This window comes from Sphingomonas glaciei (assembly GCF_023380025.1).
In the GTDB taxonomy this organism is placed as follows: domain Bacteria; phylum Pseudomonadota; class Alphaproteobacteria; order Sphingomonadales; family Sphingomonadaceae; genus Sphingomicrobium; species Sphingomicrobium glaciei.
Window position 1 is genome coordinate 770,796 of record NZ_CP097253.1, and the last position, 13,394, is coordinate 784,189.

11 protein-coding genes are annotated in these 13,394 nt (G+C 68.6%); 3 read left to right on the forward strand and 8 right to left on the reverse strand.

From position 1 onward, the window contains the following. The first annotated feature begins 27 nt into the window (after positions 1-27). On the forward strand, positions 28-1,065 hold the full coding sequence (locus M1K48_RS03660) for a nucleotidyltransferase family protein (protein WP_249504514.1): 1,038 nt from the start codon (positions 28-30) through the stop codon (positions 1,063-1,065). Here the strand turns inward: M1K48_RS03660 and M1K48_RS03665 are convergent. The 7 genes from M1K48_RS03665 to M1K48_RS03695 form a co-directional block, all read right to left on the reverse strand. Continuing rightward, on the reverse strand, positions 1,055-2,434 hold the full coding sequence (locus tag M1K48_RS03665; protein ID WP_249504515.1) for an O-antigen ligase family protein: 1,380 nt from the start codon (positions 2,432-2,434) through the stop codon (positions 1,055-1,057). The two genes, M1K48_RS03660 and M1K48_RS03665, sit on opposite strands and share 11 nt — an antisense overlap. Beyond that, positions 2,431-3,621 (reverse strand): tetratricopeptide repeat protein, encoded by a 1,191-nt coding sequence (locus tag M1K48_RS03670; RefSeq protein WP_249504516.1) that lies wholly within the window; start codon positions 3,619-3,621, stop codon positions 2,431-2,433. Before M1K48_RS03670 ends, M1K48_RS03665 begins: the two co-directional genes overlap by 4 nt. Then, on the reverse strand, positions 3,621-5,828 hold the full coding sequence (locus M1K48_RS03675; protein WP_249504517.1) for a GumC family protein: 2,208 nt from the start codon (positions 5,826-5,828) through the stop codon (positions 3,621-3,623). Before M1K48_RS03675 ends, M1K48_RS03670 begins: the two co-directional genes overlap by 1 nt. A gap of 37 nt (positions 5,829-5,865) precedes the next feature. Beyond that, a complete protein-coding gene (locus M1K48_RS03680; RefSeq protein ID WP_249504518.1) occupies positions 5,866-6,561 on the reverse strand; it encodes a polysaccharide biosynthesis/export family protein in 696 nt (231 codons plus the stop codon). A gap of 64 nt (positions 6,562-6,625) precedes the next feature. Further along, on the reverse strand, positions 6,626-7,681 hold the full coding sequence (locus tag M1K48_RS03685; RefSeq protein ID WP_319941197.1) for an SDR family oxidoreductase: 1,056 nt from the start codon (positions 7,679-7,681) through the stop codon (positions 6,626-6,628). Beyond that, a complete protein-coding gene (locus M1K48_RS03690) occupies positions 7,674-8,456 on the reverse strand; it encodes a metallophosphoesterase (RefSeq protein WP_249504519.1) in 783 nt (260 codons plus the stop codon). Before M1K48_RS03690 ends, M1K48_RS03685 begins: the two co-directional genes overlap by 8 nt. A gap of 11 nt (positions 8,457-8,467) precedes the next feature. Next, the gene (locus M1K48_RS03695; RefSeq protein WP_249504520.1) at positions 8,468-9,658 is read right to left on the reverse strand and encodes a glycosyltransferase family 4 protein; all 1,191 of its coding nucleotides are present in this window, start codon (positions 9,656-9,658) and stop codon (positions 8,468-8,470) included. 110 nt (positions 9,659-9,768) lie between these two features. Between M1K48_RS03695 and M1K48_RS03700 the strand changes: the two genes are divergently transcribed. Next, the gene (locus tag M1K48_RS03700) at positions 9,769-10,182 is read left to right on the forward strand and encodes a hypothetical protein (RefSeq protein WP_249504521.1); all 414 of its coding nucleotides are present in this window, start codon (positions 9,769-9,771) and stop codon (positions 10,180-10,182) included. Between the two features lie 68 nt (positions 10,183-10,250). Here the strand turns inward: M1K48_RS03700 and M1K48_RS03705 are convergent, their stop codons facing one another. Then, complete coding sequence (locus tag M1K48_RS03705) at positions 10,251-11,471, reverse strand: polyhydroxyalkanoate depolymerase (RefSeq protein ID WP_249504522.1); 1,221 nt, start codon at positions 11,469-11,471, stop codon at positions 10,251-10,253. 128 nt (positions 11,472-11,599) lie between these two features. Between M1K48_RS03705 and M1K48_RS03710 the strand changes: the two genes are divergently transcribed. Further along, positions 11,600-13,390, forward strand: a complete 1,791-nt coding sequence (locus tag M1K48_RS03710; protein WP_249504523.1) for an ABC transporter transmembrane domain-containing protein — start codon at positions 11,600-11,602, stop codon at positions 13,388-13,390. Positions 13,391-13,394: the final 4 nt, after the last annotated feature.

The window sequence follows — 13,394 nt, forward strand, 5'->3', positions numbered from 1 at the left end:
GCCCGCGCCGCCGCTAAGGACAATGGGATGGAGCCGATGCTCGTCCTTCTTGCCGATTGCTGCCGCCCGGGGCTGAGCGACGGCGATCTTGCCGTGCTCGGCCCCCGGCTGGCCGCCGCGGACGGTTCCCGGTTGGCCTTGCTGGCGAGGCGCCACCGCGTCGAAGGGTTGGTATGGAAGACGTTGACCCGGGCCGGGATCGTGCCGCTTGGCGCCCAGCCGATTGGCGCCGCAGCGCGGCGGATCGCGGCGGACGGGCTCGCGATGGTGATCGAGAGCGGGCGCGTTCATCATGCCTTCGCCCAGGCGTCGCTGCCGCACCTGTTCGTCAAGGGCCAGACGCTGGGCGCGCTGGCGTGGGGCGATCCCCTGGTCAAGCAGCAACTCGACATCGACCTGCTGGTGCCGCCGACCGCGATCGGCAAGGCGGGGCGGCTGCTCGACGCGCTGGGCTATGTGCAGCAGGTACCCGATCCATCGGTCGATCCGGTCGACTGGCACCGCGCGCGCAAGGAAAGCCAGTGGCGCAGCGACGACGGCATCCTGCTCGACCTGCACAGCCGCCTCGGCGATCACCCGTCGCTGCTGCCGAGCGCGGTCGCGACGGTCAGCCCGCTGATGGTGGAGGTGCGCGGCGGGCTCAAGCTGCCGACGCTGCCCGAGCGGTTGCTGCTGCCCTATCTGGCAGTGCACGGCGCCTCGAGCGCCTGGTTTCGGCTCAAGTGGCTGGCCGACTTTGCCGCGCTCGTGGCGCGCACCCCGCCCGAACAATTGGCGGCGATCGCCGACGGGGCGCCGCGGCTGGGCGCCGGACGCACGATGGCGGCCGGGTTGATCCTCGCCAACCGGTTGCTCGGCACCAGGCTGCCCGAAGAGCTCGAGGGCGACGGCGCGACGATGCGGCTGGTCAGCATCGCGCTGGGGGCGATCGGCGATCCGGGCGAGCCCACCGCGCGGCGCTTCGGGACGATCCCGATCCACCGGTCGCAACTGCTGATGGTGCCGGGATCGCATTATTTCCTCAGCGAGCTGACGCGAAAGTTCGGGATGCTGCTTACCCGTTGAGCGGACCATCGTCGTCCAAAGTCACGTGGCGCGGTGCCCGGTCCTGCCCGCGCGAGGAAGAGCGGCTTCCACCCGAATGGCTGCGCGGTTCGGCCATGAAGGCGAGCGACAGCGCGAACACCGCCTGGATCGCGGCATCGCGGAGCGGATAGTCGACCAGGCTGTGCGCCAGGATGGCACCCGAGGCGACGGTTGCCGCCAGCGCGATGAGGTCGGGCGTGGGGGCACGCCACAGGCGGACCGCCCGTGTGGCCCACCACAACAGCAAGGCCCCGAGCAGCAGCGCGCCGGGCAGCCCGGTCTCGAGGATCCATTCCAGCGGGTCGCTGTGCGCATGGTTGATGAAGTAGGAATCGACCAGTGCGGGGTTTTCGTACAGCCGGTAATAGGCCTGGAAGCTGCCCAGCCCGGTTCCCGCCGGGAAGGTGTCGCCGATCGCGGCAAGGGTGATGCGGTAGATATCGGAGCGGGTGGCGAGCGAGGTGGCGTTGCTCCCGGCCTCGGTCAGCACACCGACCCCGACCATAGCCGCCAGCATCAGCAGGACCGCCAGCCCGGCCAGCCGCCGCGGCACCTTGCCGGTTCCGGGCAAGGCCACCGCAAAACTGGCGAGCCCGACCGGCAGCAGCAGGCCGAGCCCCGCCATCGATCCGTTGAGGACGATTCCGAGCAGGATCACCGCCATCGCGCCCAGCGCGATCACAATCCGTCCCAGCGCCGCCGACTGCCGCTTGCGGCCTTCCCCCTGCTGCTGGCCGATCAGCGCGGCGAGGAACGGCAGGGTGGCGAGCAGCAGGGTCGCCTGGTGGTTGCTGTTGGCGAATAGTCCCGTCGCCCGATTGGTGTTGTAATTGGCGAACAGGTAAGGCCCGCCCTGGCTGAGCTGGACCGCGCCGAGCAGGACCGACAGGCAGGTTCCGACGACCAGCGCCGCCACCGCCCAGCGCGAACGATAGGCGCCGAGCACCACCACGGCCGCGATCAGTCCCAACGGTACCGCGAGCAGCGGAAGGATCGACAGGGTTTGCGCCGGAGCAAGCGACAGGGGCAGCCACGGCAGCGGCTCGCCACGCAGGACGAAGCCTTCCACCGCCGGCGCGCGGCCAGGCAGAAGGCTCCACCATTGCGGGGGTAGCGGGATCAGCTGGAGCAGCACCAGCGCGAACCACAGCCCGCCCAGCCACAGCAGCAGGCGACCGGCGCTGGTCGGATGGCTGCGGCGGCTCGACAGCAGGGCCCAGGCGATCAGCGCCAGTCCGCCCAATTGCAGGATGAAGTTGCGCCAGATGCCCTGAGGACTGCCGCCGAGCAGCAGGCAGGCGAGCAGGAATAGCGGGACGGCGAGGTGGCGAAGGGAAGTGCTGCTCATCGCGCGGCCACCATCGGAGCGAGGACGACCCGCGTCAGCTCGGCCGAGGTGGTCTTCGGGAACTCGCCCAGGCGCCCCCATAATGCCACGCGCTGCGCCGGACAGTCGGCGGGAACGTCGAGCATTTGCGTGCTCGCCGGGGCGCCGACCGGCCAGGTAGCGAGCGCTCGCCCGCCCTGAAGGCAGGTTACGCGCCATTCGAACGTTTCAGGCGGAGGCGAGCCGGCGAACTGCGCCTGAAAGCGGTAGCGGCCCGCCGGCAACAGCAGCAGATGGTCGGCCAGCGAAGCGTCGGCACGGCCGTAGAAGACCAGCCGCAACGGGCCGCCAGTGACCGGTTCGACCACCCCGTCCGACCCGGCGGGAAAGCGCCACGACAAGGGCCCGGCATCGTCGCCTGCGGCCCACGGCGTCAATGCCGTCCCGCCGCCGCTGATCCGAGCGGCGGCGAGCAAGGCGCGGGCCCCGCCGACATCGCCGCCGGCAAGTTGCCGCTCGAAGGCGTTGCGGAACCACTCCTCGCCGCTGTCCCCGCGGCCGGTCAGCAGGCGCAGCGACGTCGCGGCCGACGGGTCCTGCGCCAGCCTCGTCATCACCGACTGGCGAAGCGCCCGATCGGTCTGCAGCATCGGGCGCACGTCGGCGATCCTGGCGGGATCGCGTAGATAGACGGCGAGCGCGGCCGCGAAGGGTTCGGCACCGCCGCCGCGGATCCGCCGACCGAGCACCGCGACGTGGCTCAAGGCATCCCCTACCCGCTGCTCGCGAACGTAGAGGTCGGCCAGCAGGAAGTGCGCGGCGGACGAACGCGGTTCGCGGCGGAGGGCCGCCTTCAGCAATTTCTCGCCCCCCTGGCGATCGCCGGCGGCGAGGCGCGCGGTCGCGGCGACCAGCAGGGGATCGACCGCAAGCGGATCGGCACGGCCGACGCTGCGGATGCGCTCGAGCGCCTCCTGGTCCGGCGCCTTGCCTTCGCGGGCTGCGGTACCGATGCTGGCGAGGGCGAGGGTCGCCTGCGGGACGGGATGCGAGGGCCACAGGGTGTGGGCGGCCGCCGGGCGGCGCTCACCTTCGGCGGCAATGAACGCCGAGCGGCCGGCCTGGACCGCCAGCAGCAGCACGGCCGCGACGCCCAGCCACGCCAGCGGTGATCGCCGTGCCGGTCCGGCCGCCTCCCCTCCCCGCATCAACCTTCCTGGTGATGGGGGATAAGGGCGATCCGCTCGCGCTTGTCGGCAAGTTCGCCGTAGCGGTAGTTGTAATAGCTGTAGTTGCCGTTGGTCTCGCTGGCCTTGGTCAGCAGACCGCCGATCAGGTGGGCACCCGACGCTTCAAGGTTGTTTAGCGCTTCGGCCGCCTGACGGGTCCGGGTGCGGCCGCTTTCGACCACGAACAGCACGTTGCGGCAGGTGTGCGCGATGAGCGGCGCATCGGCGAGACCCATCACCGGCGGCGAATCGACCAGCACCATCTGGAAGTGCAGTAACGCCTCCTCGATGATCATTCCGAAGCGCGCGGTGGCGAGCAGATCGGCGGGGTTGGGCGGCAACGTCCCGCACGGCAGCAGCGACAGATTGTCGAACTGGGTTGGGGCGACATGGCCCAGCAATTCCTCCTCGTTGGTGAGGAGCTTGGTCAGCCCGATCTCGTCATTGGCGGCGCGGAACGCCGGCTTGCGAAGGTCGGCATCGATCAGCAGCACGTTGACGCCGCGGCGGGCGAAGTTTTGCGCCAGCGCCAGAACCGACGACGACTTGCCCTCGGCCGGCGAGGTCGAGGTCACCATCATCACCCGCGGCGCGCCATGTTCAGTGGTGAAGCGAAGCGCGGCGGAAGTGGCGCTATAGGCCTCGGACACCAGCGACCCCGGATCCTTGAGATCTTCGACGAAATCGCCCTTGGTCTGCCGCCGGGGGATCTGGCCGATGCAGGCGAGACCGAGCTTGGAGCGCATGTCGTCGCGGGTACGGATGGTGTCGCGCAGCAGGTCGAGCCCGACCGCGGCGCCCAGCCCCCCAATCAGGCCAAGCGCGAGGCCGGCCAGCAGGTTGCGGGGAAGGTTCGGCTTGAACGGCGCGCCCGCGGGCTCGGCCCGGTCGACGATCGAGATCGGCGACGTGCCGATGCCCCCGGCGACTCCGATCTCCTTGTAGCGGCCGAGCAGGGCGTCGTAGAGGCTGCGATTGGTGTCGACCTCGCGCTGCAGGATGCCATAACGGACGCTTCGGCCACGCAGGTCGAGCACCTGGCCCTTCAGGGAATTGACCCGCGCCTGGAGCGCCCGTTCAGCCGCGGCCGCACCGCGATATTCGGCGGCCAGCGTGTTGTTGACACCGGCGCTGGCCTGCGCCCCTTCGCGCGCGATCTGCTGGTTGAGCTCGGCGATGCGTTCGCGCAGGCTGATCATCTCGGGATGGTCAGGCTGAAGCGAGGCGCGCTTTTCGCTATATTCGGCTTCGACCTGGGCGCGGCTGGCGCGCAGGGCCTGGGTCGAGGTCGTGACCGCGCTGCCCGGACCCGACGCCGCGGAGGCACGATAGGCGCCCTCGGCCGCGACCCGCCGTGCTGTCGCCTGGGCCAAAGCGGCGTTGATCGCGGAGAGGCTGTCGCCCTGCAGCGAATTGCCCGCCTCGGGCGAGCCCGAACTGCCTTGCCCGGCGCCGCCGAGCGTGATGATTCCTTCGGCCTGGGCATAGCGGGCCAGCGACTGCTCGCTGCGCTCGAGGTCGCCGCGGGTCTTGGAGATTTGCCGCTCGAGGAACTGGCGGGCGTAGGCCGAGCTTTCGAAGCGGCGCTGCAGGCCGGCATTGATGAAGCTGTCCGCCACGCCGTTGGCGATGGTCGCGGCGAGCTGCGGGTCGGGCGAGGTATAGGAGTAGCGGATCAGCGTGCCTTCTTCGGGCATGGTGACGCTGAGCCCGCCGGCGACGGCGCTCGTGGCACGCGCCAGCCGGTCCTGCAGCGAGCCTTCGGTGCCGGCGACGGCCGGATTGGCGGCAAGGTTCAGGTCCTGCGCGGTGCGCTCGGCAACGGCGCGGCTTTGCAGCAGGCCGACCTGCGTCGCGATGAAGTCCCAGCTTTGAAGGGACTGGCTTTGCGAATCGTCCTTTGCGAGCACCTGCACCTGCGGCGGGTTGACCTCCAGGGTCGCCACCGCCCGATAGAGCGGAGTCGTCAGCATCGTGATGACGATCGCGCCCGCCACCCCCAGCACCATTGCGGCAAGGATCAGCCAGCGCCATTCGCGGACGATGCGAAGCAGGCTCGCGAAGTCGAGCTGGTTGTGCCCCACGGCACTGCGGGCGCGGCTGCCCGGGGCCGCGGGGCCAGGCGGAAATTGGCCAGGGGCGGCCGGGAGGCGCCCATTGGAACTGAAGGCAAGATCACGATTCAAGATTGCGGCTCCTTCGCGGCAGCACGACCCCGTTGGGTCAGAACGGCCGGAAAATGGAGAGGATCGGGATGTTGCTGAGGATCCGCTTCTGCGTTTCCTTCACGCCCGACCCGTCGACCACGACGATGTCGCCCGCATAGATGGCCGGATCGGCGGCTTGCCCGCGGCGGATCTGCTGGAGGTCGAAGGCCGCCGCCTGGCGCTGGCCCGATACGGTACGGAACACCGCCACCCGGCGCAGATTGGCGTCCTCCGACGCGCCACCCGACAGCGCGATCGCCTGCAGCAGCGTCAGTGGGCCGTTGATCGGATAGGACCCGCTCGACTTGACCGCGCCATCGACGGTGACCGCGCGGCGGGTCGACGACTTGACTCCGACCGCGACGTCCGGATTGACGAGGTACTTCTTGCCATAGGCGGCAGTAATCTTCTGATCGAGCTGGGCGGTCGTCAGGTCCACCGCCTCGACCGATCCGATCAGCGGCATGCTGATCCGGCCGGTCAGGTCGACCTCGTAATCGCCCGACAGGTCCTTCTGACGGAATACGCTCACCGACACCGTGTCGAGCGGCGCGATCTTGTAATTTTCCTCGAGACTGAGGGCGCGCGGCTGGTCGGGCGGCGCAAGCGTTACGTTGTACGGGATCGGCCCACCCGGCTTGTCGGCGCAGGCGCTGAGCGCCAGGGCAAGAGAGCCGGCCGCAAACACGGGCAATTTCAACGTCAAACGCATGTTCGGACCTTTGTTACTCCAAACTCGCCATGACCTTAAAGCATCGCCCCGGCAAGCAACAGGCTCAATCCCGCGTGCCCGCCGCCTGTGCAAGGTACCAGGGTAACGCCTCGGCGAGCCCGGCGGCGATGTCGTGGGTGGGAGCGTAGCCGATCATCCGCGCCGTCTTGCCGATATCGGCCTCGCTGTGGCGGACATCCCCGTTGCGGAACGGCCCGTAGCTGGCCTCGCCGGGCGCATTGCGACCGTGACGCTGCAATCCGTCCCGCAACAGGTCGAACAACTGGTTGAGCGTGGTCCGCTCGCCGACGGCGACGTTGAACACCTCGCCCTGCACTTCGTCGGGTGCAAGCGCCGCCAGCAGATTGGCCTGGACGGCATTGGCGACGAAGCAGAAATCGCGGCTGGTCTCGCCGTCGCCATTGATCACGATTGTCTCGCCCACCAGCAACGAATCGACCCAGCGCGGGATCACCGCGGCATAGGGGCCGTGCGGGTCCTGGCGCGGGCCGAAGACGTTGAAATAGCGCAGGCCGGTCGCCTTGAAACCGTAGCTGCGGGCGTAGACGGCTGCGTACAGCTCGTTGACTAGCTTGGTCACCGCGTAGGGCGACAGCGGGTTGCCGATCCGCTCTTCGCGCTTGGGCAGGTTGGGCTCGTCGCCATAGGTGCTCGACGAGGCGGCATAGACGAACCGCCCTACCCCGGCCTGACGGGCGGCATCGAGCATCTGGACGAAGCCGGTGACGTTCACGTCGTGGCTGGTCAGCGGATCGGCGATCGATCGCGGGACCGAGCCCAATGCTGCCTGGTGAAGGACGACATCGGCCCCGGCGCAGGCCTCGGCGCAGGTGCGCGGATCGCGGATGTCGCCGGCGATCAGGCGAAAGCGTGCCGCCTGCGCCGTCGTGACGGCGCCCAGCAGCTCGTCGAGATTGCGCTGGTGACCGGTCGCGAAATTGTCGAGCCCGACCACTTCCTGGTCAACCCGCAGCAGCGCTTCGACCAGGTTCGAACCGATGAACCCCGCCGCTCCGGTCACCAGCCAGCGGCGCGGCCGGGCGCGCAGTTCGGGAAGGTGATCGGCGAGGCCCGGGGCGGAAAACAGCGCGTCAAACAAGGCTGTTCTCCGTTTCGTGCAATCCGTCCACCGTATCGATCAGCCAGCGCCGGTCACCCTCGATGCCGAGCGCGGTCAGCCGGCCGGTGGCATAGGCACCAGTGTCGATCCCGATCCGCGATCCCACCGCCTCCACCCGCTCGCTGATGGTGTGGCCATGGACCACCACCATGCCGTGATCGCGGGTGTCTGTAAGGAACGGCTCACGGATCCAGCGCAGGTCGCGCAGGCTCTGCTGCTCGAGAGGCACGCCGGGACGGATGCCCGCGTGGACCAGCAGGAAGTCGCCGAACCGCATCGAATCCGCCAGCTGCTCGAGGAAATGGCGGTCCTCGCGCGGAACGGCCTCGGCGATCCGCCGCTGCGCCGCCGCGGGGCTCAGGCCTTCCAGCGTCTTCGGGTCGAGCCCATAGCTGAGAACGGTCTCCGCTCCGCCGAAATAGAGCCAGCCGGCCACCTCGGTCGGATCGCCGGCGAGGATCTTGAGCAGCACTTCCTCGTGATTGCCGGCAAGGTTGATCAGCTTGAAGTCGCTCAGGTCGAATTCCCGCAACCGCTTCAGCACACCGGCAGAGTCGGGTCCGCGATCGATCAGGTCGCCCAGCAGGACGATCAGCCCCCGCGAGGGCCCGCGCATCGCATGGTCTTCGGCGATCTGATCCAGCAGCCCGTCGAGCAGGTCGAGGCAGCCGTGCACGTCGCCGATCACGTAAGCCCGCCAGCCGGGCTGGCCGCGTGCCGCCGCGCGGGGCGATTTGAAGAAACGGCGGAACATCGCCGCGCCCCCTAGCGGCCTTTTGCTGTCAAGGCGATGACTGCACTGCGATAAGCCGCGATCACCAGCCGCTCGTCATATTCCCCCTCGGCGATTTCGCGCGAACGAAGGGCCCAGGCGCGGCGCTGGTCGGGGCCGGCAGTGACGAAGCGCTCGATCGCCGCCGCCAGCGCGTCTTCAGAGCGGACTTCGAACAGCAGGCCATTGTCGCCGTCGCGGACGATCTCGCGGCAGCCTGGGACATCGGAAGCAAGCAACGGCCGGGACATCGCCGCCGCTTCGAGCAGGGCGCGGGGCATGCCTTCGCGATAGGAGGGCAGGATCACGGCGTCGGCGGCGGCGATGAACGGACGCACGTCGTCGGTGCGCCCGGCGTGGATCAAAAGCCCATCGCCTACCCAGCCGTCGACTTCTTCGCGGGAAATGGCGGTCCGGTTGGCCGCGCCAAGCTCGCCGACCAGGGTCAGCGACAGGCCGGGATGGTGCGGCTTCAATTGCCGCATTGCCCCGGCCAGTTCCCGCACCCCCTTGTCGCCGAGCAAGCGCCCGACGAACACGAGCCTGAGCTTGCCGTCGGTCCGTGGTTTGGGCGGCGGGGCGGCAAAGGCCCGGCAATCGATCCCCGAGCCGGGGATCAGCCGGACCTGGCCGCGCAGGATCAGCCCCATCGTCTCGAACAGGGCGGCGTCGTCGCGGTTCTGGAAGAACACGATGGGCGATCCGCGGAATGCTTCACGGTACAGGGCGGCCTGGATCTTGAGCAGCAGGCCGCCGCGGATGAAGCCGGTGCCGAGGCCCGAGACATTGGGCAGGAACGGCCGCCGGGTCGCCCGCGCCGCCAGCCCGGCATAGATGTTGCCCTTGGGGGTGAAGCCCAGCACGACCTGCGGACGGACCTGCCGGAACAGGGCGATCAGCGCGACGAGGCTTTTCAGTTCGGCGCGCGGGGCGGTGCCGTCGGCGATCAGTGGGACCTGGTAGGTTGGAAGCGAGCCGACCGGCGGGTCGCCGATCGGTACGACCGCCGCGAGCGGCCAGCGGCCGTCGGTCTCAAATGCACGGATCAGCCCGCCGCGCTGGTGCGACAGGTTCCAGCTGCTGTTGGCGACAAGGAGGATGGGCGGGGTGTCGGACACGGTCGCCGAGCGGCTTAGAGGAGCGGCCGTGACATTCAAGCCAGGCTTTTCGACCGACTTCTTCATCTCGCCGATGCACGGCGACCGATGCAACCGTCGGGTACGACCGGCGTTTTCAAAACCGTCTGCTCCCGGTAGCTTTGGTGGGGCCGCGCGTGCGTCGAGGGGATACTCGAATGATTTCCAGCCGTTCCAAGTTCGTTGCAGCCTTTTGCAGCCTCAGCCTGCTCGCGGCAGCGCCCGCTTCCGCGGCTGCGAAGGCGGCTCCGGCAGTCGATTACAGCCCGTGGGCCGCGCTGAGCGCGTTTGCCGCGCCCTCGTCCAGCCATGCGCTGTGCGGCGCGGCTGCGGCCGCTGCGGCTGGCGCTGCCGTGCAGGGCACTCCGGGCTGCGTCTTCCCGATGCTCGACGCGCCAGTTGCGCCGCCGGTCGCCGAAGCCGCTCCGATCGCCACGCCTGCCGCGGTGGCGGCTGGCGGCCGGGTCGGCATCCTGCCGCTGCTGGTCGGTCTCGCCGCGCTGGGTGGCCTCGCCGCCCTGCTGCTCGCGAACGGCGACGACACGCCCGACCAGATTTCCGTCAGCCCCTAAACGGACGGAATCGTCCCGAGAAAAAGGCCGGCCGTCTCGCGACGGGCCGGCCTTTGTCTTGTCGCCGCTCAGTTGTAGTCGGCGATGAAACGTTCGACCACCGGAGCGATCTTCTCGCGCCACTTGCGGCCGTTGAAGATGCCGTAATGGCCCGCACCCTTTGCGAGGTGATATTTCTTGTCCGCCGCCGGAAGTCTGGTGGCGAGCTTGAGCGCGGCCTTGGTCTGTCCGACGCCCGAGATATCGTCGCGCTCGCCTTCGATCGCCAGCAGCGCCGTCTTGGTGATAGCGGCCGGATCGACCAGCCGTCCGCGGTGCATCATCTCGCCTTTGGGCAGGAGGTGGCGCTGGAACACCACGTCGACCGTCTGGAGGTAGAATTCAGCGGTCATGTCGCAGACCGAGCGATATTCGTCGTAGAAGTCGCGGGTCGCGTCCGCGCTCTCCTCGTCGCCGTCGACTAGGTGCTTGAACATCTCCCAATGGCTGACGAGGTGGCTGCCAAGGTTCATGGTCATGAACCCCGCAAGTTGGAGGAAGCCCGGATACACCTTGCGCCCACCGCCCGGATACATGCTGGGCACCGTGCACACAACGTTCTGCTGGAACCAGGAATGCGGCCGCTCGGTCGCGAGGGTGTTGACCGCGGTCGGCGCTTCGCGGGTGTCGACCGGGCCACCCATCATGGTCAGGGTGCGCGGCGTCGCCGGGTGGTTGTCGGCGTTCATCAGCGCGGTTGCGGCATAAGCCGGGACGCTTGGCTGGCACACAGCCAGCATATGCGCGCCGGGACCGATCTTGCCAAGCCAGCCGATCAGCGTGTCGACGTAATCGTCGAGATCGAACTTGCCGTCGCTGAGTGGCACCATCCGCGCGTCGCGCCAGTCGGTGATATAAACCTCATGGCCGGGCAACAGCCGCTCCACCGTGCCGCGAAGCAGCGTCGCATAATGGCCCGACATCGGCGCCACGATCAGCAGCCGCGGCTGGCCCTCGGGTGCGCCTTCACGAACGAAGTGCTTGAGCTGGCCGAACGGCATCCGGTCGACGATCTCTTCCCGGACCGGGAGCGACTTGCCGTCGATCGTGACCGTGTCGAGGCCGAAGGCCGGCTTGCCGCGGGTCGCGGCAGCATGGGCGAAGACGTCGAGACTGGCCGAGACGATCCCGCTCATCCCGTGATAGCTCAACGGATTGGCGCTGTTGCTCAGCCAGTTGGAGGAGAGGTTTGCAAGCTGGCTTGCACCGGCCAGCCAGCTGCGCTGCACTTCATAGGCGTCGTATAGCATCCACTCTCACTTAATAGTTCTCTTGCCCAACAACCGGTGTGGAACCGAAAGGGTCCGCTGGCAAGATGGCCGGTTGCGCCGCGCGGAGGGGGTTTGTGTCCGCGCTCGCCCCTGCTAACCGCTGCCGCATGGCGAGCGCGTCCGACGACAAGGAAAACAGCAAGGCCGGGCGCAGCATCGGCAACCTCAAGCTCGTGTTCCAGGCGGCCGGCAAATATCCGGCACGGATCCTCGCGGCATTGTTCTTCCTCGGCGTTAGTTCGGCCGCGACCCTCGCCATCCCCTATGGGTTCAAGCAGGTCATCGACCGCGGATTTGCCGGGGGCGAGGTCAGCGGCGTCGCGGTCAGCCAGGCTTTCCAATACCTGCTGATGATCGTGATCGTGCTGGCGCTGGCGACCGGCTTCCGCTTCTACTTCGTGTCGTGGCTAGGCGAGCGCACGGTCGCCGACCTCCGCCGCCAGGTGCAGCGCAACCTCCTCACCCTTCCGCCGCGCTTCTTCGAGGAGAACCGCCCGAGCGAGATTGCCTCGCGCCTGACGGCCGACACCGCGGTGCTCGAGCAGGTGGTCGGAACCTCGGTCTCGTTTGCGCTGCGCAATCTCGTCACCGGGATCGGCGGGATCATCTACCTGTTCGCGCTTAGTCCCAAGCTCGCCGGGCTGTTGCTGATCGCCATTCCCCTGCTATTCGGCCCGATCATCCTGTTCGGCCGCAAGGTGCGCGCTCTGTCGCGCGCGAGCCAGGACCGGATTGCCGACGTCGGCGCCAATGTCAGCGAAGTGCTGGGCGCGATGAAGATCGTTCAGGCGTTCGGGCAGGAGCGGCGCGAGGAGGCCCGCTTCGCCGAAGTTGTCGAAAGCGCTTTCACCACCGCTCGCACCCGCATGCGGCTTCGCGCCATCATGACGGTGGTGCTGATCGCGCTGATGTTCGGTGCGATCGTGATGGTCATCTGGGAGGGCGCGATCGACGTCGCCGCTGGCCGCATGACCGGGGGCGAGATCGCCGCCTTCGTCTTCACCGGCGTGCTGGTCGGGGGCGCCTTTGCCGCGCTGAGCGAAGTCTATGGCGACCTGCTGCGCGGATCGGGCGCGGCCGGACGGCTGGCCGAACTGATCGCCGCCAGGGCCGAGATCGGTGCGCCCGCGGTACCCAAGGCGCTGCCTGCGCCCGCCACCGGCGCGCTGGCCTTCGACGGCGTCGATTTCCGCTATCCGACCCGTCCCGACACCAAGGCGCTGCACGGGCTGACCATCCACGTCGCGCCGGGCGAGACCGTCGCGGTGGTAGGGCCCTCGGGCGCGGGCAAGTCGACCCTGTTCCAGCTCGCCCTGCGTTTCTATGACCCGCAGGCAGGAGCGGTGTCGTTCGACGGCGTCGATGTGCGCGAACTCGATCCCGCCGACCTGCGCCGCCAGATTGCGCTCGTGCCCCAGGAAACGGTGATCTTCGCCGCCAGCGCGCGCGATAATCTGCGCTACGGCCGATGGGATGCAGGCGAGGCCGAGATCGAGGCCGCTGCGCGCGCCGCGAATGCGCACCAGTTCCTGTCCGCGCTGCCGGACGGCTATGACACCTTCCTCGGTGAAAGCGGCGCGCGGCTGTCAGGCGGCCAGCGCCAGCGCATCGCCATCGCCCGCGCCCTCCTCCGCGATGCGCCCCTGCTGCTGCTCGACGAGGCGACCAGCGCGCTCGACGCCGAAAGCGAAGCCGCGGTGCAGGACGCTCTGGAACGGTTGATGGAAAGCCGCACCACCGTGGTCATCGCCCACCGCCTGGCGACCGTCCGTGCCGCCGACAGGATCATCGTCATGGACGAAGGCCGGATCGTCGAGGAAGGCACCCACGCCACCCTCACCGCGCGCGGTGGCCTCTATGCGCGGCTGGCGCGACTGCAGTTCGACGTCGCTGCATGAGCGA